General features: G+C 54.4%; 21 protein-coding genes. 13 read left to right on the top strand and 8 right to left on the bottom strand.

Annotated elements, in window-relative coordinates:
* Positions 1-42 precede the first annotated feature (42 nt).
* Together hemF and amiA are read right to left on the bottom strand one after the other, a co-directional pair.
* Positions 43-942, bottom strand: coding sequence for an oxygen-dependent coproporphyrinogen oxidase (gene hemF / locus N1249_RS15720; RefSeq protein ID WP_182061954.1), 900 nt, complete (start codon positions 940-942; stop codon positions 43-45).
* On the bottom strand, positions 942-1,817 hold the full coding sequence (amiA, locus tag N1249_RS15715; RefSeq protein WP_259830878.1) for an N-acetylmuramoyl-L-alanine amidase AmiA: 876 nt from the start codon (positions 1,815-1,817) through the stop codon (positions 942-944). Before amiA ends, hemF begins: the two co-directional genes overlap by 1 nt.
* 213 nt (positions 1,818-2,030) lie before the next feature.
* On the opposite strand from amiA, the gene N1249_RS15710 reads away from it, so the two are divergent.
* The 10 genes from N1249_RS15710 (at position 2,031) to pdxK (ending at position 10,373) form a co-directional block, all read left to right on the top strand.
* Positions 2,031-2,456 carry a GNAT family acetyltransferase gene (locus N1249_RS15710; RefSeq protein WP_259830876.1) on the top strand — a complete coding sequence of 142 codons (426 nt, stop codon included), beginning with the start codon at positions 2,031-2,033 and terminating at the stop codon, positions 2,454-2,456.
* Positions 2,443-2,892, top strand: coding sequence for a DUF2919 domain-containing protein (locus N1249_RS15705; RefSeq protein ID WP_259830874.1), 450 nt, complete (start codon positions 2,443-2,445; stop codon positions 2,890-2,892). Before N1249_RS15710 ends, N1249_RS15705 begins: the two co-directional genes overlap by 14 nt.
* Positions 2,893-2,954: 62 nt before the next feature.
* On the top strand, positions 2,955-3,530 hold the full coding sequence (locus N1249_RS15700; RefSeq protein WP_259830872.1) for an RpoE-regulated lipoprotein: 576 nt from the start codon (positions 2,955-2,957) through the stop codon (positions 3,528-3,530).
* Positions 3,531-3,622: 92 nt separating this feature from the next.
* Positions 3,623-4,522 (top strand): Dyp-type peroxidase, encoded by a 900-nt coding sequence (locus N1249_RS15695; protein WP_259830871.1) that lies wholly within the window; start codon positions 3,623-3,625, stop codon positions 4,520-4,522.
* 176 nt (positions 4,523-4,698) lie between these two features.
* Entirely contained in the window at positions 4,699-5,712 is a 1,014-nt protein-coding gene (locus N1249_RS15690) for a sulfate ABC transporter substrate-binding protein (protein ID WP_259830869.1), read from the top strand.
* Positions 5,712-6,545: a sulfate/thiosulfate ABC transporter permease CysT gene (gene cysT / locus N1249_RS15685; protein ID WP_259830867.1), complete on the top strand. Its 834-nt coding sequence runs from the start codon at positions 5,712-5,714 to the stop codon at positions 6,543-6,545. Before N1249_RS15690 ends, cysT begins: the two co-directional genes overlap by 1 nt.
* Positions 6,545-7,420, top strand: coding sequence for a sulfate/thiosulfate ABC transporter permease CysW (gene cysW / locus N1249_RS15680; RefSeq protein ID WP_259830865.1), 876 nt, complete (start codon positions 6,545-6,547; stop codon positions 7,418-7,420). Before cysT ends, cysW begins: the two co-directional genes overlap by 1 nt.
* On the top strand, positions 7,410-8,504 hold the full coding sequence (gene cysA, locus N1249_RS15675) for a sulfate/thiosulfate ABC transporter ATP-binding protein CysA (RefSeq protein ID WP_259830863.1): 1,095 nt from the start codon (positions 7,410-7,412) through the stop codon (positions 8,502-8,504). The genes cysW and cysA overlap by 11 nt, the downstream gene beginning before the upstream one ends.
* A gap of 115 nt (positions 8,505-8,619) precedes the next feature.
* On the top strand, positions 8,620-9,531 hold the full coding sequence (gene cysM / locus N1249_RS15670; RefSeq protein ID WP_259830861.1) for a cysteine synthase CysM: 912 nt from the start codon (positions 8,620-8,622) through the stop codon (positions 9,529-9,531).
* Positions 9,532-9,536: 5 nt separating this feature from the next.
* Entirely contained in the window at positions 9,537-10,373 is an 837-nt protein-coding gene (pdxK, locus tag N1249_RS15665; protein ID WP_259830859.1) for a pyridoxine/pyridoxal/pyridoxamine kinase, read from the top strand.
* 44 nt (positions 10,374-10,417) lie between these two features.
* Here pdxK and crr read toward each other — a convergent pair whose 3' ends face one another.
* From crr to cysZ, 5 genes are all read right to left on the bottom strand, one after another.
* On the bottom strand, positions 10,418-10,927 hold the full coding sequence (crr, locus tag N1249_RS15660; protein ID WP_003861316.1) for a PTS glucose transporter subunit IIA: 510 nt from the start codon (positions 10,925-10,927) through the stop codon (positions 10,418-10,420).
* 40 nt (positions 10,928-10,967) lie between these two features.
* Positions 10,968-12,695, bottom strand: a complete 1,728-nt coding sequence (gene ptsI, locus N1249_RS15655; RefSeq protein ID WP_014071248.1) for a phosphoenolpyruvate-protein phosphotransferase PtsI — start codon at positions 12,693-12,695, stop codon at positions 10,968-10,970.
* A gap of 44 nt (positions 12,696-12,739) precedes the next feature.
* Positions 12,740-12,997: a phosphocarrier protein Hpr gene (gene ptsH / locus N1249_RS15650; protein WP_000487600.1), complete on the bottom strand. Its 258-nt coding sequence runs from the start codon at positions 12,995-12,997 to the stop codon at positions 12,740-12,742.
* Between the two features lie 317 nt (positions 12,998-13,314).
* Complete coding sequence (cysK, locus tag N1249_RS15645) at positions 13,315-14,286, bottom strand: cysteine synthase A (RefSeq protein ID WP_006176601.1); 972 nt, start codon at positions 14,284-14,286, stop codon at positions 13,315-13,317.
* 163 nt (positions 14,287-14,449) lie between these two features.
* Positions 14,450-15,211, bottom strand: coding sequence for a sulfate transporter CysZ (cysZ, locus tag N1249_RS15640; protein ID WP_259830856.1), 762 nt, complete (start codon positions 15,209-15,211; stop codon positions 14,450-14,452).
* A gap of 230 nt (positions 15,212-15,441) precedes the next feature.
* Here cysZ and zipA point away from each other — a divergent pair, with 230 nt between their 5' ends.
* The 3 genes from zipA to N1249_RS15625 all read left to right on the top strand — a co-directional run bounded on the left by zipA (position 15,442) and on the right by N1249_RS15625 (position 18,718).
* Positions 15,442-16,416, top strand: coding sequence for a cell division protein ZipA (gene zipA, locus N1249_RS15635; RefSeq protein ID WP_259830854.1), 975 nt, complete (start codon positions 15,442-15,444; stop codon positions 16,414-16,416).
* Positions 16,417-16,485: 69 nt separating this feature from the next.
* Entirely contained in the window at positions 16,486-18,501 is a 2,016-nt protein-coding gene (ligA, locus tag N1249_RS15630) for an NAD-dependent DNA ligase LigA (protein ID WP_259830852.1), read from the top strand.
* A gap of 1 nt (position 18,502) precedes the next feature.
* Positions 18,503-18,718, top strand: coding sequence for a DUF3820 family protein (locus N1249_RS15625; protein ID WP_014071243.1), 216 nt, complete (start codon positions 18,503-18,505; stop codon positions 18,716-18,718).
* Here the strand turns inward: N1249_RS15625 and N1249_RS15620 are convergent.
* Positions 18,715-19,710, bottom strand: a complete 996-nt coding sequence (locus N1249_RS15620; protein ID WP_259830850.1) for a bile acid:sodium symporter family protein — start codon at positions 19,708-19,710, stop codon at positions 18,715-18,717. The two genes, N1249_RS15625 and N1249_RS15620, sit on opposite strands and share 4 nt — an antisense overlap.
* Positions 19,711-19,712 lie beyond the last annotated feature (2 nt).

Genomic DNA, 19,712 nt, shown 5'->3' with positions numbered 1-19,712 from the left:
GCTTACCCGACCTACAAAGTGTACATGGGGAGAGGGGCGGGTTTAAACCCAGTCCCGAACCTGAATAAACTCACGCAAGGCGGCCTCCGGGCTGCCTTCTTTTGGCTCAAAGCTGTACTCCCAGCGCACCAGCGGCGGCATCGACATTAAAATCGACTCCGTGCGTCCGCCCGTTTGCAGGCCAAACAGCGTACCGCGATCCCATACCAGGTTGAATTCCACATAACGCCCGCGGCGATAGAGCTGGAACTCGCGCTCGCGCACGCCGTAGTCGGTGTTTTTGCGGCGTTCGACAATCGGCAGATAGGCATCGGTATAACCCTGGCCGACGGCCTGCATAAAGCGGAACGCGGTGTCAAAATCAGGGGTGTTCAGATCGTCAAAGAACAACCCGCCAATGCCGCGCTGCTCGTCGCGATGCTTGATGTAGAAGTAGTCATCGCACCACTTTTTGTATTTCGGGTAAACGTCTTCACCAAACGGCAGGCACAGGTCGCGTGCGGTGGTATGCCAGTGCACGGCGTCCTCTTCAAACCCGTAGAATGGTGTTAAGTCGAAACCACCGCCAAACCACCACACCGGGTCGGCACCGGGTTTTTCGGCAATGAAAAAGCGCACGTTAGCGTGGCTGGTCGGGACAAAGGGGTTAAGCGGATGCACCACCAGAGAAACGCCCATCGCTTCAAAGCTACGGCCAGCCAGTTCAGGGCGATGTGCCGTGGCGGAAGCGGGCATGGCATCACCGTGAACATGAGAAAAATTGACGCCCGCCTGTTCAAAGATGCTGCCGTTACGCAACACGCGGCTTCGCCCGCCGCCACCGGCTTCTCGCTGCCAGTTATCTTCCTGGAATTCACCGCCGTCAACGGCAGCCAGTTTCTGGCAAATCTCATCCTGCAGGTGCAGCAGAAATTCTTTTACCCGCTCAGCATTGGGTTTCATTAACGTTTCCTGGAGTGCGCTTTCTGGTTATCGAACCAGTTGAAATAACTGATGATCCCGGAGGCGATCGCGTTGGCGATTTTCTGGCGAAACGCCGTGGTGCCCAGCAGACGCTCTTCGTCCGGGTTAGTAATAAAGGACGTTTCGACCAGCACCGACGGAATTGACGGTGATTTCAGCACCACAAATGCGGCTTGTTCTGTGCCACTACTGTGCAGACGGTGGACGGGCTTAATCTTTTTCAGAATGTGCGACCCGAGCGTCAGGCTGTTTTTAATGGTGTCGGTCTGGACTAAATCGAACAGCACCTGTTGCAGCAGGTGGTCTTTGTCAGTGGCTTTTTTCCCGGCGACTTCATCCGCGCGGTTTTCGCGGTCTGAGAGATATTTCGCCATGGCGCTACTGGCACCACGGTTAGAGAGCGCAAACACCGACGCTCCGGCCGCAGAGGGATTAGTAAAACCGTCAGCGTGAATCGACATAAACAGATCCGCGCCGTGCTTATGGGCAATCTCTACGCGATCGTAGAGTGGGATAAAGGTGTCACCAGAGCGCGTCAGACGGGCGTCAATGCCGTTGCTGCGTAAAATCGATCGCACATTTTTTGCAATCGCCAGTACGACATGTTTTTCTTTAGAGCCATTTTTACCGATGGCGCCGGTATCAATACCACCGTGGCCCGGGTCGAGCATGACAATGCGCTTCCCGCCCGCTTTTTTCGCTTTTGGCTTGCTGTGTCCGTTACTGGTTTTCAGCGCGGTCTCTTCTTTTGCCTGCGCCTGTGAAGCGATGCCCGTTAACGTTAAGGCCGCCAGCCCCGCTTTGAGAACCTGACGACGCGATGTGAGTGCTTTTAATGGTTTGAATGTGCTCATGCGGCCTGAATTGTAAAAAATTGGGGTCCTGGTGTTATATCGTATCGCGTTTCACGTTACGACAGTCCTTGTTGAGAATTGTTTTACTTTTCATTTCAATACGTGACAGAGTGACATTATGCCAAATTTTAGTGGGATTTTCGCCGGTTATTGGCTATTGACGGCGTTCGCGCCATAATCACTGTTTTTAAACCTGAAAAGGCGGTTAATACCATGGAGATACGCGTTTTTCGCCAGGAAGATTTCGAAGAGGTGGTCACCCTTTGGGAGCGCTGCGATCTGTTGCGTCCGTGGAATGACCCGGAAATGGACATTGAACGTAAGGTGAACCACGACGTCAGTCTGTTCCTGGTTGCCGAAGTGAACGGCGAAGTCGTTGGTACGGTGATGGGCGGTTACGATGGTCATCGCGGCTCTGCATATTATCTGGGCGTGCACCCGGAATACCGCGGTCGTGGCATCGCCAATGCGCTGCTCAATCGCCTGGAAAAGAAATTGATTGCCCGCGGCTGCCCGAAAATTCAGATCATGGTGCGGGAAGACAACGACGTGGTGCTAGGCATGTATGAGCGCCTGGGTTACGAGCATTCTGATGTGTTGAATTTAGGTAAGCGCCTGATAGAAGATGAAGAGTACTGAGATACACCCGGCAGACTATGATGCGCAAGGGCGTGTCAGGCTGCCGTTTTTGTTCTGGTGCGTTTTGCTGTTGCAGGCACGTACCTGGGTGTTGTTTGTTATGGCCGCGGCATCACGCGGGCAGGGCGATACGCTGCTGACGCTATTTTACCCCGATCACGATGCCTTCTGGCTGGGATTGTTGCCGGGCGTGCCGGCGGTCGTGGCATTTCTGTGCAGCGGGCGACGCCATCTTATCCCGCGACTCTGGCAGGCGCTTCGCTGGTTGCTGATTGCGGCGCAAATTGCGCTGCTGTGCTGGCAGCCCGTACTCTGGCTCTATGGCGAGCCGCTCGCCGGGCTGGGGATTGGGTTGCTGGTGGCGGATATCGTGGCGCTGATGTGGCTGTTAACTAACCCCCGTCTTCGCGCCTGTTTTACGCCCGAGAAAGATTAAGCGGCACTTTTTGCCGATGCTGCACTCCAACAAGCGTTGATTTAACAAGTAAGGACGTTTCAATGAAATCGCTGCGTTTACTTTTATGCGCTCTCCCGCTGGCATTAACCGGCTGCTCAACGCTCTCCTCAATTAACTGGTCGGCCGCGTATCCGTGGAACTGGTTTGGTTCTTCAACAGAAGTGACCGAGCAGGGCGTGGGCAAAATCACCGCGTCGACGGCACTGGATCAGGACGCTATTCAGTCTGCGCTGAGCAGTGACTATCGCCTGCGTAGCGGCATGAAAACGGAAAATGGCACCATCGTGCACTATTTCGAAGCGCTGAAAGGCGACACGCTGGCGCTGGTGATTAACGGTGATAAAGGCACGGTAAACCGCGTTGCGGTACTGGACGAAGATATCCCGACCGCAAGCGGTGTGAAAGTCGGTACGCCATTTAGCGAGCTCTACAAACAGGCTTTCGGCAACTGCACCAGCGTGCCATCCGACGACAGCGTGGCGGTGGAGTGTAAAGCAGAAGGCAGCGCGCACATCAGTTACCTCTTTACCGGCACCTGGAGCGGCCCGGAAGGGTTAATGCCGTCTGACGATACGTTGAAAAACTGGAAAGTGAGCAAAATTATCTGGAAGCAGTAATTTGCGTCTGAACAAACCGCCCCGCTGAAATCCAGGTATAATAGCCGCCATGAATGCCACGTTGTCGTGGCATCTTTATTTCAGGAGGAGCGATGTCTCAGGTTCAGAGTGGCATTTTGCCAGAACATTGCCGCGCGGCGATTTGGATTGAAGCCAATGTAAAAGGGGACGTGGATGCCCTGCGTGCGGCCAGCAAAGTATTCGTTGATCAACTGGCCTCCTTCCAGGCCAAATTCCCCGACGCCCACCTGGGCGCGGTTGTTGCCTTCGGTAATAACGTCTGGCGTCAGCTGAGCGGCGGCGAAGGAGCTGAAGAGCTGAAAGACTTTATCCCTTACGGTAAAGGTCTTGCGCCAGCGACCCAGTACGATGTGCTGATTCACATTCTCTCTTTGCGTCACGACGTTAACTTCTCTGTTGCGCAGGCGGCGGTAGCAGCGTTTGGCGACAGCATCGACGTGCAGGAAGAAGTGCACGGTTTCCGTTGGGTAGAAGAGCGCGATCTGAGCGGCTTTGTCGACGGTACTGAAAACCCGGCGGGTGAAGAGACGCGCCGTGAAGTAGCGGTGATCAAAGACGGTGTGGACGCAGGCGGCAGCTATGTGTTCGTGCAGCGCTGGGAGCACAACCTCAGGCAGCTTAACCGCATGAGCGTGCACGACCAGGAGATGATGATCGGGCGTACCAAAGAAGCCAACGAAGAGATCGACGGCGATGACCGTCCCGTTACCTCTCACCTGACCCGTGTTGATCTGAAAGAGGACGGCAAAGGCCTGAAAATTGTTCGCCAGAGCCTGCCATACGGCACGGCAAGCGGCACGCATGGCCTGTACTTCTGCGCGTACTGCGCACGTCTGTACAATATCGAACAGCAACTGCTGAGCATGTTTGGTGATACCGACGGCAAGCGCGACGCCATGCTGCGTTTCACCAAACCGGTAACCGGCGGCTATTACTTCGCGCCATCCGTGGAGCGCCTGCTGGCATTGTAAAACCGCTTTTCATACCCAGGCCGGGTAAGCGTTAGCGCAACCCGGCAATTTTCCCCGCACCCTTATTCTCTTTTCTGCTTGTAAATCACCAAACGGTATATAAAACCGTTACTCCTTTCGTACTCGTTATAAATATTATGACCATTAGATAGTCATCACATTTATAAGGGTGCTCAATGGCCGTTACTGTACTGAAAAAAGGATCTCTGGCGCTGGCAGGTTTACTGCTGGTGGCACAGGCGCAGGCAACAGAGCTGTTGAACAGTTCTTATGATGTGTCCCGCGAGCTGTTTGCCGCCCTGAACCCACCGTTTGAACAGCAGTGGGCGAAAGAGAATAACGGCGACAAGCTGACCATCAAACAATCTCATGCGGGCTCGTCCAAGCAGGCGCTGGCGATCCTTCAGGGCCTGAAAGCGGACGTAGTGACCTACAACCAGGTGACGGACGTGCAGATCCTGCATGACAAAGGCAAGCTGCTCCCGGCGGACTGGCAGAGCCGTCTGCCGAATAACAGCTCACCGTTCTACTCCACCATGGGTTTCCTGGTGCGTAAGGGCAACCCGAAAAATATTCACGACTGGAACGACCTGGTGCGTTCTGACGTAAAACTGATTTTCCCGAATCCGAAAACCTCCGGCAACGCGCGTTATACCTATCTGGCGGCGTGGGGCGCAGCGGACAAAGCTGACGGTAACGATAAAGCCAAAACCGGGCAGTTCATGACCCAGTTCCTGAAAAACGTCGAAGTGTTTGATACCGGCGGTCGCGGTGCGACCACTACCTTCGCGGAGCGCGGTCTGGGCGATGTGTTGATTAGCTTTGAATCGGAAGTGAACAACATCCGTAAGCAGTACGAAGCGCAGGGCTTTGAAGTTGTTATCCCGAAAACCAACATTCTGGCCGAGTTCCCGGTGGCATGGGTGGATAAAAACGTTGCAGCCAACGGTACAGAGAAAGCGGCGAAAGCCTACCTCAACTATCTGTACAGCCCGCAGGCGCAGACCGTTATTACTGATTATTACTACCGCGTGAATAACCCGGAAGTGATGAACAAACTGAAGGACAAATTCCCGCAGACCGAGCTGTTCCGCGTGGAAGACCATTTCGGCTCCTGGCCTGATGTGATGAAAACACATTTTGCCAGTGGCGGTGAGTTAGACAAGTTGCTGGCGGCGGGGCGTAAGTAATGTTTGCAGTATCGACTAAACGCGTGCTGCCGGGCTTTACCTTGAGCCTCGGGACCAGCCTGCTGTACGTCTGCCTGATCCTGTTGTTGCCGCTGAGCGCGCTGGTGATGCAGCTCGCGCAGATGAGCTGGTCGCAGTACTGGGAAGTGATCACCAACCCTCAGGTGGTGGCAGCCTATAAGGTGACGCTGTTGTCGGCGTTTGTGGCCTCGATTTTCAACGGCGTGTTCGGCCTGCTGATGGCGTGGATCTTAACCCGCTACCGTTTCCCGGGTCGTACATTGCTCGACGCGTTAATGGATTTGCCCTTTGCCCTGCCGACGGCGGTAGCCGGTTTAACCCTGGCATCGCTCTTTTCCTTGAACGGTTTTTACGGCGAATGGCTGGCGAAGTTTGATATCAAAGTGACCTACACCTGGCTGGGTATTGCCGTGGCGATGGCCTTTACCAGTATTCCTTTTGTGGTGCGTACCGTTCAGCCTGTGCTGGAAGAGTTGGGTCCTGAATACGAAGAAGCGGCTGAAACGCTGGGCGCTACGCGCTGGCAGAGCTTCCGCAAAGTGGTACTGCCGGAGTTGTCTCCGGCGCTGATGGCGGGTATCGCGCTGTCGTTTACCCGCAGCCTCGGCGAATTTGGCGCGGTGATCTTCATCGCCGGGAACATCGCGTGGAAGACGGAAGTCACGTCGCTGATGATTTTTATTCGTTTGCAGGAGTTTGATTATCCGGCTGCAAGCGCCATTGCGTCGGTGATCCTTGCCGCGTCGCTGCTGCTGCTGTACTCGATTAACACTCTGCAAAGTCGCTTTGGTCGACGTGTGGTAGGTCACTGATGGCGGAAGTTACTCAATTGAAGCGTTACGATGCGCCCCGCATTAACTGGGGCAAATGGTTTTTGATTGGTACCGGCGTGCTGGTGTCAGCCTTCATTCTTGTTGTGCCAATGGTCTATATCTTCGTCAAGGCATTCAGCCAGGGGCTGATGCCTGCGCTGGAAAATCTTGCCAACCCGGATATGCTGCACGCCATCTGGCTAACCGTGCTGATTGCGCTTATCACTGTGCCAGTCAACCTGGTGTTCGGTACGCTGCTTGCCTGGCTGGTGACGCGGTTCAACTTCCCGGGACGTCAGCTGTTGCTGACCCTGCTGGATATCCCGTTTGCCGTGTCGCCTGTTGTTGCCGGTCTGATTTACCTGCTTTTTTACGGTTCCAACGGCCCGCTTGGCGGCTGGCTGGATGAGCACAACCTGCAGATCATGTTCGCCTGGCCGGGCATGGTACTGGTCACCATCTTTGTAACCTGTCCGTTTGTGGTACGCGAACTGGTGCCGGTGATGTTAAGCCAGGGGAGCAACGAAGACGAAGCCGCGGTGCTGCTGGGCGCGTCTGGCTGGCAGATGTTCCGCCGCGTGACGCTGCCTAACATCCGCTGGGCGTTGCTTTACGGCGTGGTGCTGACCAATGCCCGTGCGATTGGCGAGTTTGGCGCGGTGTCGGTGGTATCCGGCTCGATCCGCGGCGAAACCCTGTCGCTGCCGTTGCAAATCGAATTACTGGAGCAAGACTACAACACCGTCGGTTCCTTTACCGCCGCAGCGTTACTGACGCTGATGGCTATTTTGACCCTGTTTTTGAAGAGTGTGGTGCAGTGGCGTTTAGAGAATCAGGAAAAACGTCTGCATCAGGAGGGAAATCATGAGCATTGAGATTGCCAATATTAAGAAGTCTTTTGGTCGCACCCAGGTGCTGAATGATATCTCGCTGGATATCCCTTCCGGACAAATGGTGGCGCTGCTGGGGCCGTCTGGCTCCGGTAAAACCACATTGCTGCGAATTATCGCCGGGCTCGAGCATCAGTCCAGCGGGCACATCCGTTTCCACGGCACCGACGTGAGCCGTCTTCACGCCCGCGACCGTAAGGTGGGGTTTGTGTTCCAGCATTACGCGCTGTTCCGCCATATGACGGTGTTCGATAACATCGCTTTCGGCCTGACCGTGCTGCCACGCCGTGAACGCCCGGACGCTGCCACTATTAAGGCGAAAGTTACCAGGTTGCTTGAGATGGTGCAGCTTGCCCATCTGGCCGATCGCTTCCCGGCTCAGCTGTCTGGCGGGCAGAAGCAGCGTGTGGCGCTGGCGCGTGCGCTGGCTGTAGAGCCACAGATCCTGCTGCTGGATGAGCCGTTTGGCGCGCTTGATGCGCAGGTGCGTAAAGAGCTGCGTCGCTGGCTGCGTCAGCTGCATGAAGAGCTTCAGTTCACCAGCGTCTTCGTGACCCACGACCAGGAAGAGGCAATGGAAGTGGCCGACCGCGTGGTGGTGATGAGCCAGGGGAACATTGAGCAGGTTGATGAACCAGAACATCTCTGGCGTGAACCGGCGACCCGTTTCGTGCTGGAATTTATGGGCGAAGTGAACCGTTTGCAGGGCACCATTCGCGGGGGGCAATTCCACGTGGGTGCGCACCGCTGGCCGCTGGGCTATACCTCTGCGCATCAGGGGCCGGTCGACCTGTTCCTGCGCCCGTGGGAAGTGGATGTGAGCCGTCGCACCAGTCTCGACTCACCGCTGCCGGTGCAGGTGCTGGAAGCTAGCCCTAAAGGTCACTACACCCAATTGGTAGTACAACCTCTGGGCTGGTACACCGAACCGCTGACCGTGGTTATGCGTGATGAAGAGCCGCCATTCCGGGGCGAGCGCCTGTTTGTTGGCTTGCAACATGCGCGGATTTACCACGGAAACGAGCGTATTGAAACGCGCGAGGATATTGCTCTGGCGGAGTCAGCCTGATAGGTTAAGGTCACGTAGTTTTGCCGGGTGGCGCTGCGCTTACCCGGCCTACAATCATGCTCTCTGTAGGCCCGGTAAGCGAAAGCGCCACCGGGCTTTTTATTGGGCAGCGAACATGAGTACATTAGAACATACCATCGGCAACACACCTCTGGTCAAACTTCAGCGCATGGGGCCTGACAACGGCAGCGAAATCTGGGTCAAACTCGAAGGCAATAACCCGGCGGGCTCCGTTAAGGACAGAGCGGCATTGTCGATGATTGTCCAGGCGGAAAAACGCGGTGAGATTAAGCCCGGCGACGTGCTGATTGAAGCAACCAGCGGCAACACGGGGATCGCCCTGGCGATGATCGCCGCGCTGAAAGGTTATCGCATGAAGCTGCTGATGCCGGATAACATGAGCCAGGAGCGTCGCGCTGCTATGCGGGCTTACGGCGCGGAACTGATTCTGGTGACCAAAGAGCAGGGGATGGAAGGAGCGCGTGACTTAGCGCTGGAGATGGCCGAACGCGGCGAAGGGAAGCTGCTCGATCAGTTCAACAACCCGGACAACCCGTACGCGCACTACACCACCACCGGCCCGGAAATCTGGCAGCAAACCGACGGGCGCATCAGCCATTTTGTCTCCAGCATGGGTACCACCGGCACCATTACGGGGGTTTCCCGTTTTCTGCGTGAGCAGGCGAAACCCGTCACCATTGTTGGCCTGCAACCGGAAGAGGGGAGCAGTATTCCCGGTATTCGCCGCTGGCCTGCTGAATACATGCCGGGGATTTTTAACGCACAGCTTGTGGATCAGGTACTGGATATTCACCAGCGCGAGGCGGAAAATACCATGCGTGAGCTGGCTGTTCGTGAAGGTATCTTCTGCGGTGTCAGTTCGGGCGGCGCGGTAGCGGGCGCGATCCGGGTTGCACAGGCAAATCCGGGCGCAGTAGTGGTGGCGATTATCTGCGATCGCGGAGATCGTTATCTCTCTATCGGTGTCTTTGGTGAAGAGAGTTATTCGCAGGGGGCGGGGATTTAAGCATCATGGAGATGGTTTTATTTCGGGACACATCCCGGGCGCAGCAAACCGATATTGTCGCGGTGCAGTCACAGGTAGTGTACGGCAGCGTGGGTAACAGCATTGCGGTGCCGAACATCAGAACGCATCAGCTAAACGTCACCGCCGTGCCGACGGTCCTGTTCAGCAACACGCCGCACTACGACACCTTCTACGGCGGCGTGATCCCTGACGAATGGTTTAGCGGCTATCTTAAAGCGCTGGAAGAGCGTGATATCCTGCGCGAGTTAAAAGCGGTTACCACCGGCTATATGGGCAGCGCCAGCCAGATTGCGCTGCTGGCCCAGTGGCTCAAGGCCATCAAGGTGCGGCATCCTGATTTACTGGTGCTGGTCGACCCGGTGATTGGGGATACCGACAGCGGTATCTATGTTAAACCCGACATTCCGGACGCCTATCGGCAGCATCTGCTGCCGCTGGCACAGGGCATCACGCCAAATGTCTTTGAGCTTGAAATCTTAAGCGGTAAACCGTGCCGGACGCCTGAAAGCGCAATTGAGGCAGCCCAGGGGCTGTTGTCAGAGACGCTGAAATGGGTGGCTATCACCAGTGCTCCGGTAGCTGACGACCCAGAGAACATTCATGTTGTGCTGGTGACTAAAGAGAGCGTGACGGTCAGTGCGCACCCGCGTGTAGAGACCGACCTGAAAGGCACGGGCGACCTGTTCTGCTCTGAGCTGGTGAGCGGTATTGCCGAGGGCAAAACGGTGGCTGACGCCATTCGCCGTGCGGGCGATCGCGTCACGGACGTGATGACTTATACGCAGTCGAAAGGGTACGACGAGCTTATCTTACCTGCATAAACAAAAATGGCGCCCGAAGGCGCCATTTTTCTGTGCGGCAAGAATTACTTCTTGATGCGGATAACCGGGGTTTCACCCACGGTAACGCTGCCAGACAGTTTGATCAGTTCTTTGATTTCGTCCATGTTGGAGATAACAACCGGAGTCAGGGTAGACTTGGCTTTCTCTTCCAGCAGTGGCAGATCGAATTCAATCACCGGGTCGCCAACTTTAACGCGCTGGCCTTCTTCCGCGATACGTTTGAAGCCTTCGCCTTTCAGTTCAACGGTGTCGATACCGAAGTGAACGAACAGTTCGATACCGCTATCAGATTCGATAGAGAACGCATGGTTGGTTTCAAAAATTTTACCGATGGTGCCGTCAACTGGAGCAACCATTTTGTTGCCAGTTGGTTTGATAGCAATGCCATCACCAACGATTTTCTCAGCAAACACTACATCCGGCACGTCTTCGATGTTGACGATCTCGCCGGAGAGCGGAGCAACAATCTCAATAGTTCCGGAGTCTTTCTTATCATCAGAAACCAGAGATTTCAGTTTATCGAACAAACCCATGATCTTCTCCTAAGCAGTAAATTGGGCCGCATCTCGTGGATTAGCAGATTGTTTTTTCTTCAATGAACTTGTTAACCAGCGTCATTAACTCGTCCGTTGTCGGTTGAGCAAGAGCTTGCTCTGCTAATACCTTCGCATCTTCGAAGTTCGTGTTACGGATAATCTTCTTAATGCGCGGGATGGAAATGGCGCTCATAGAGAATTCGTCCAGACCCATACCCAGCAACAGAAGTGTAGCACGTTCGTCGCCTGCAAGCTCACCACACATGCCAGTCCATTTACCTTCTGCATGAGAAGCATCAATAACTTGCTTAATAAGCGTCAGTACGGACGGTGACATTGGCTGGTAGAGATGTGAAATCATATCATTACCACGGTCAACTGCCAGGGTGTACTGCGTTAAATCATTGGTACCGATACTAAAGAAATCAACTTCTTTGGCTAAATGACGCGCAATTGTGGCCGCAGCTGGTGTTTCCACCATTACGCCAACTTCGATTGCTTCATCAAAAGCTTTACCTTCGTCACGCAGTTCCTGTTTGTAGATTTCGATCTCTTTCTTCAGTGCACGCACTTCTTCAACAGAGATGATCATCGGGAACATGATGCGCAGTTTACCGAAAGCGGAAGCACGCAGGATAGCGCGAACCTGGTCACGCAGGATCTCTTTACGATCCATGGCGATACGCACGGCACGCCAGCCCAGGAACGGGTTCTCTTCTTTCGGGAAGTTCATGTACGGCAGCTCTTTGTCGCCACCGATGTCCATAGTACGGACGATAACTGCCTGAGAGCCACAGGCTTCAGCAACAGCTTTGTACGCAGCAAACTGTTCTTCTTCAGTTGGCAGCGCGTCGCGGTCCATGAACAGGAATTCAGTACGATACAGACCTACACCTTCCGCACCGTTGCGCTCAGCGCCATCAACGTCACGTACGGTACCGATGTTCGCGCACACTTCAACCTGATGGCCGTCCAGCGTAATGGCTGGCAGGTCTTTCAGTTTAGCGAGTTCCGCTTTCTCGGTGGCAACCTGCTCCTGAACGGCACGCAGTTGCTCGATCTCTTCGTTTGTTGGGTTGACGTAAACCAGGTTGTTTACGGCATCCAGAATCAGATAGTCGTCGTTTTTCACCTGAGCGGTAACGCTACCGGTGCCCACGATGGCTGGCAGTTCCAGAGAACGCGCCATGATAGAGGTGTGGGAGGTGCGTCCGCCTGCGTCAGTGATGAAACCCAGCACCTTGTTCAGGTTCAGCTGTGCGGTTTCAGATGGCGTCAGGTCAGCGGCAACCAGGATAACTTCGTCCTGAATTGAGCTCAGATCGATGATGGCCAGACCCAGGATGTTGCGCAGCAGGCGCTTACCGATGTCACGTACGTCAGCCGCACGCTCTTTCAGGTATTCGTCATCCAGTTCTTCCAGGGCAGTCGCCTGACCTTCGATAACTTCATGTGCAGCCGCATCGGCCGTCATGCCTTTATCTTTAATCAGGGCTATGATTTCCTGCTCCAGCTCCTCATCTTCGAGCAACATGATGTGCCCTTCGAAGATGGCTTCTTTTTCTTCACCGAAAGTTTCGCCAGCTTTAGTTTTGATCGCTTCCAGTTGCGCAGATGCCTTGGCACGACCGCTCAGAAAACGTTCAACTTCCTGATCAACCTTGTCGGCAGAAATTTTTTTCCGGTCAATGACGATTTCGTCTTCTTTCAGCAGCAGTGCTTTGCCGAAAGCGATACCCGGGGATGCTAAAATGCCTGAAATCATAACCCTACCTTACTTGTGACTGATATTTAAAAGAACCCGGAAACTTACTCGAGCTCAGCCATCAGTTTTACCAGATGCTCAACTGCTTTCTGCTCGTCTTCACCTTCCGCAGAGATGGTGACTACGGTGCCTTGAGTCAGGCCCAGAGTTTGCAGTTTGAACAGGCTTTTTGCGCTAGCGCTTTTGCCGTTGGAAGTCACAGTGATTTCAGAAGTGAAGCCTTTCGCTTCTTTAACAAACTGAGCAGCAGGGCGGGTGTGCAGACCGTTCGGAGCGGTAATGGTAACTTCTTGCTGGAACATTGTATTTCCCCAACTTATAGGTTTAGTGTTGTGGAACTAAAGTCTAGCCTGGCGACTGAACTTTAGCCTGTATTGTTAGCGCTGACGTTTCGATCGTCATTAAACATTATGCAGTGAAAGCAAGACTTGAACCAAATCATAAAATCGATTCAGCAAGGCTATTTCGTTCACTGATTAATTTCACGCATCAAAATAATTGCTGGTTTAAATACCAGACCCAACGAGGTGAATCAATGCCAGGAGGGGTAAAAGTTTGAAGCAGGCCACAAAAAAGCACCCAGAAAGGTGCTTTTTTACGCGTTTTTAACATGCTGGCATTACTGTTGCAGCTCTTTCTCAGTGAAGAGGTCGGCAAACAGTGCAGTGCTTAAGTAACGCTCACCCGAGGAAGGAAGGATAACCACAATATTCTTATTGGTAAAGGTTTCATCTTCCTGAAGTTTGAGTGCAGCGGCTACAGCTGCACCGGAAGAGATACCGGCCAGAATACCTTCTTCGTCCATCAGACGACGGGCGGTAGAGATGGCTTCTTCGTTGGTGATAGCGACAACTTTATCGATCAGTTTCAGATCCAGGTTACCTGGAATAAAACCAGCGCCGATACCCTGGATTTTATGTGGGCCTGGTTTGAGCTCTTCACCCGCCAGCGCCTGGGCAATAACAGGGGAGTCAGTTGGCTCTACGGCAACGGTAATCAGGTCTTTTTTACCTTTTGTGCCTTTAATATAGCGGCTAACACCGGTCAGCGTACCGCCGGTACCTACGCCAGAGATGAATACATCGACCTGACCGTCAGTATCTTCCCAGATTTCCGGGCCGGTGGTTTTTTCGTGAATTTCAGGGTTGGCTGGGTTGCTAAACTGCTGAAGCAGCAGATATTTCGCTGGGTCGCTGGCAACAATTTCTTCGGCTTTCTGGATGGCACCTTTCATCCCTTTAGCGCCTTCGGTCAGAACCAGGTTTGCACCCAGCGCTTTCAGTAGCTTGCGACGTTCAATACTCATGGTCTCAGGCATGGTCAGCGTCAGCTTGTAGCCGCGCGCGGCTGCAACGTAGGCCAGTGCAATACCGGTGTTGCCGCTGGTTGGCTCAACCAGTTCAACGCCAGGCTTCAGAACGCCACGTTTTTCAGCATCCCAAATCATGTTTGCACCGATACGGCATTTTACGCTGAAGCTTGGGTTACGTGATTCGACCTTCGCCAGAATGCGTCCATTACCGATACGGTTCAGTCGAACCAGGGGCGTATGACCGATAGTCAGCGAGTTGTCTTCATAAATCTTACTCATGGCCTGTCCTTAACTGTATGAAATTGGGATACCGACCCAGCATACCTGTTGAATAAGTATGGGGAAGTAAGGAATTCGCATATCTATATGCTGATGAGAAATAATGCCATCCAGTATGGAATAAGGGGTGGCATAAGCCACCCCTTGTTTACACATTTTTGCATTACTTCCATAACGCATGTTTAGCACGGTAGCAGTCTACCCACATCGTCGTTGCGCCGCAGACGGCCACCGGCATGATGAACAGGTTGAGAACCGGGATCATGGTAAACAGGCTGGTCAGTGCGCCGAACTGCATGTTGGCAACTTTCTGGGTGCGCAGGGCAGTGCGCATCTCTTTAAACGGCACTTTGTGATTATCGAACGGGTAATCACAGTACTGGATTGCCAGCATCCAGGCGCTGAACAGGAACCACAGTACCGGGGCCACCGTCTGGCCGATGCCAGGCACAAAATAAAGGATAAGCAGCACAATCGCGCGCGGCAGATACCAGGCGAACTTCTGCCACTCGCGCTTCATGATGCGCGGAATATCTTTCATTACTCCCAGTACGCCGGTATCTGGCGGTGTGGCGCCGGTAAGACGCGCTTCTAATTGTTCTGCCAGCAGGCCGTTAAAAGGCGCGGCTATCCAGTTGGCAATCGTCGAGAAGAAGTAGCCAAATACCAGCAGTACCGAAATGACAACAATTGGCCACAGCAAATAGCTTAACCACTGTAGCCAGTCCGGGACGTGTCCCATGATGGCAGGGACCCAGCTTTCTAGTTTCGTGAACAGCCACCAGAACGCGCCACCCATCAGAAGGATGTTGATTAATAGAGGCAAAATCACGAAACGGCGGATGCCCGGCAGAGAAACGAGTTTCCAGCCCTGAGAAAAATAGTAAACGCCGCTGCGAGAGGCGGATGTTGATGTTGAAACCATGACCAGGCTGTACTCCTTTTTTCACAACCAGTGGAATTGCACGACTATATTATCCAGTTACGGACCAATGACCAGTTCGGAAATGTTCGAAAAAACAGCAAAAAGCACGATTTAACTCATCTTTATGCTGTGAATGCTCTGCACGCACTTGCACTTGACGTCAACGGCAAATACTCTTAGTGAGTAAATGTTTGCCGTGGTGGCAAGGTGTTAGAACAACAGAGAATATAATGATGCAGGATTTGCGTCTGATATTAATCATTGTTGGCGCGATCGCCATAATCGCTTTACTGGTACATGGTTTCTGGACCAGCCGTAAAGAACGTTCTTCTATGTTTCGCGATCGCCCACTGAAGCGCATGAAGTCCAGTCGTGACGAAGATGACGGTGAAGACGACATCGACGATAGCGAAGACGACGGCGTGGGTGAAGTTCGCGTTCATCGGGTCAATACTGCGCCCGGCGCAGGCCATGGGGAGCATGAAGCACCTCGCGCCGCGCAGCACCAGTATCAACCGCCGTACGCTTCTGCACAGCCGCGCCAGCACGCGCCGCAGCCTGTGGAAGAGCCGGTACGCCAGCCGCCGCAACAGCCTGTCCATCAGCAGCCTGCTGCACCGCAGCCGGTTCAACAGCAACCTGTGCAACAGCCTCAGCAGCCGGTACAGCAACCGCAGCAGCCTGTTCATGTGCAGCCTGCGCCGCAACCTGCGCCAGCGCCTGCTCCGCTCGTTGAGCCTGAACCTGTTGTTGAAGAAGCCCCAGTAGTTGAAAAACCGCAGCGTAAAGAAGCCGTTATCATCATGAACGTGGCCGCACATCATGGCAGCCATCTGAATGGTGATGTGCTGCTTAACAGCATTCAACAGGCTGGCTTCAAGTTTGGCGATATGAATATTTTCCATCGTCACCTGAGCCCTGACGGTAGCGGCCCTGCGCTGTTCAGCCTGGCTAACATGGTGAACCCAGGTACGTTTGATCCGGAAATGACCGGTGATTTCGTGACGCCAGGCGTGACCATCTTTATGCAGGTGCCGTCTTACGGTGACGAACTGCAAAACTTTAAGCTGATGCTCCAGTCTGCTCAGCACATTGCTGACGAAGTGGGTGGTGTGGTGCTCGACGACCAGCGTCGCATGATGACGCCGCAGAAACTGCGCGAGTATCAGGACCGCATCCGCGAAGTTAAGGAAGCCAACGCGTAATTTCCGCGTTCACTTCAACTCCTCCTCAACCCCCGCATGTCGGGGGTTTTTTCTCATTGATGGTGCGATATGGACTCAATCGAACAACAACTGACTCAACTGCGAACCACGCTTCGCCATCATGAATATCTGTATCATGTTATGGACGCACCGGAGATCCCGGATGCGGAGTACGATCGCCTGATGCGCGAGCTGCGCGATCTGGAAGCGCAGCACCCTGAGCGTATTACGCCAGATTCCCCCACCCAGCGCGTGGGCGCTGCGCCGCTGGGCGCGTTCAGCCAGGTACGCCATGAAGTACCCATGTTGTCGCTGGATAACGTTTTTGATGAAGAGAGCTTCCTGGCGTTCAACAAGCGCGTGCAGGACAGGCTGAAAAGCAGCGATACCCTGAGCTGGTGCTGCGAGCTCAAGCTTGATGGTCTTGCCGTCAGCATTCTCTATGAAAACGGCGTGCTGGTGCGTGCTGCCACCCGTGGTGACGGTACAACCGGTGAGGACATCACCACCAACGTCCGTACCATCCGTGCCATCCCGTTAAAGCTGCGCGGCGAGAACATTCCGGCCCGTCTGGAAGTGCGCGGCGAGGTGTTCCTGCCGCAGGCTGGCTTCGAAAAGATCAACGAAGAAGCGCGTCGCACCGGGGGCAAAGTCTTTGCAAACCCGCGTAACGCAGCCGCAGGCTCTCTGCGCCAACTGGACTCCCGTATCACCGCGAAGCGACCGCTTACTTTCTTCTGCTATGGCGTGGGGATTCTGGAAGGCGGAGAACTGCCGGATACCCATCTGGGGCGTCTGCTGCAATTCAGGGAGTGGGGATTGCCGGTGAGCAATCGCGTGCAGCTTTGCGATTCCCCCGAGGCGGTGCTGGCGTTTTATCACAAGGTTGAAGAAGATCGACCAACGCTCGGCTTTGATATCGACGGTGTGGTGATTAAGGTCAACTCACTAGAATTGCAGGAACAACTCGGCTTTGTGGCCCGTGCGCCGCGCTGGGCGGTAGCCTTTAAGTTCCCGGCGCAGGAACAGATGACCTTTGTCCGCGATGTGGAGTTCCAGGTGGGCCGTACCGGGGCGATTACGCCTGTTGCACGCCTTGAGCCGGTTCAGGTTGCCGGCGTGCTGGTCAGTAATGCCACGCTGCACAACGCCGATGAGATTGAGCGTCTGGGTCTGCGGATTGGTGACAAAGTGGTTATCCGCCGTGCGGGGGATGTGATCCCGCAGGTGGTGAACGTTGTCGAATCAGAGCGTCCTGACGATACCCGCGCCATTGAATTTCCAACCCATTGTCCGGTATGTGGATCGGACGTTGAGCGTGTGGAAGGCGAAGCGGTGGCGCGTTGTACCGGCGGATTAATTTGCGGCGCTCAGCGTAAAGAGTCACTGAAGCACTTCGTCTCCCGGCGGGCGATGGACGTTGACGGCATGGGTGATAAAATTATCGATCAGCTGGTCGAGAAAGAGTATGTCCACACGCCAGCGGATCTGTTTAAGCTGACGGCAGGTAAGCTGACCGGCCTTGACCGCATGGGGCCGAAGTCGGCGCAAAACGTGGTGAATGCGCTGGAAGCAGCGAAAGAAACCACCTTTGCGCGCTTCCTCTATGCACTGGGCATTCGTGAAGTGGGCGAGGCGACAGCGGCAGGGCTGGCAGCCTATTTTGGTACGCTGGAGGCGCTGGAAAAAGCGACTCTCGACGAACTGCAAAAAGTCCCGGATGTCGGCATTGTTGTCGCCACGCACGTCTTTAACTTCTTTGCCGAAGAGAGTAACCGTGAGGTGATCGGCAAACTGCTGGAAGAGGGCATTAAATGGCCTGCGCCGGTGGTGGTAAATGCAGAAGAGATAGACAGCCCGTTCGCTGGTAAAACGGTCGTACTGACCGGGAGCCTGAGCCAGTTATCGCGAGATGATGCCAAAGCGCGTCTGGTGGCGCTGGGGGCGAAAGTGGCGGGTAGCGTGTCGAAGAAAACCGACCTGGTGATTGCGGGTGAAGCGGCGGGTTCAAAACTTGCCAAAGCGCAGGAACTGGGCATTGCGGTTATCGACGAAGCCGAAATGCTGCGCCTGTTAGGAGAGTAATGTGGAAAAAGAACAGCTCATTGATATCGCCAATACCGAGATGCCGTTCGGCAAGTACAAAGGCCGCAGGCTGATTGATTTGCCGGAAGAGTATCTGCTGTGGTTTGCCCGCAAGGATCAATTTCCGGCCGGGCGGCTGGGGGAGCTGATGTCCATCACATTACTGATCAAAACCGAGGGGCTGACGCAATTGGTTCAGCCCCTGAAACGCCCTTAAGCTTTCGCGGCGCGGGTTTCTTCCTGCGCCTGCTTTTCTGCCTGACGCTTGTAGCGACGCGCCAGCACAGCACAGACCATGAGCTGAATCTGATGGAAAATCATCAGCGGCAGCACCATCATCCCAATCACTGATGTCGGGAACAGGATGTTGGCCATCGGGATACCGTTCGCCAGACTCTTTTTCGAACCGCAGAAGACAATCGTGATTTCATCCGCTTTATTGAAGCCGCATTTGCGGGCGACGACGGTGTTGACGACAATCACAATCGCCAGCAGCACAATGCTGACAACAACGATAAACAGCAACGACCCCACGCCAACCTTGTGCCAGATGCCGTTCACAACGGCTTCACTGAACGCGGAATAGACCACCAGCAGAATCGACGTCTGGTCGGTTTTCGAGATCCATTTCTTGTGCTTCGCCACAAATGCGCCAGTCCACGGACGGGAAAGATGCCCAAGCACAAACGGCAGCAGCAGCTGCAAACAGATTTTACCCACCTGTTCCAGGTTACCTTCCGCACCGTGCATATTCATCAGCAGACCAACCAGCAGCGGGGAGACAAAAATCCCCAGCAGGCTGGATGCAGAGGCCGAACAAACTGCCGCGGCGACGTTGCCGCCAGCAAGCGAGGTAAACGCAATAGCGGACTGAACGGTAGCGGGCAGAATGCACAGATACAGGAAACCGGTATACAGCGCCGGGTCGACATTCACAGGCGCCCACCAGGCAAACAGCACGCCAAGGATCGGGAACAAAATGAAGGTGCTGCACATCACCCACAGGTGGAGCCGCCAGTGGCTACCGCCAGCGATAATGGCTTCGCGGGAAAGCTTGGCCCCATGCATAAAGAATAGCAGGGCGATCGCTGCGGTCGTTAACCCTTCAAAGAACGGGACGAAGCCGCCGCGTGCCGGGAAAAAAGAGGCCAGTAAGACGGTGACGATAAGGGTAAGCGTAAACGGATCAAGGATACGAAAGAGTTTCATAG

Source organism: Enterobacter sp. CP102, from assembly GCF_025152625.1.
Lineage (GTDB): Bacteria > Pseudomonadota > Gammaproteobacteria > Enterobacterales > Enterobacteriaceae > Enterobacter > Enterobacter soli.
This window is presented reverse-complemented; position numbering and strand designations above follow the sequence as displayed.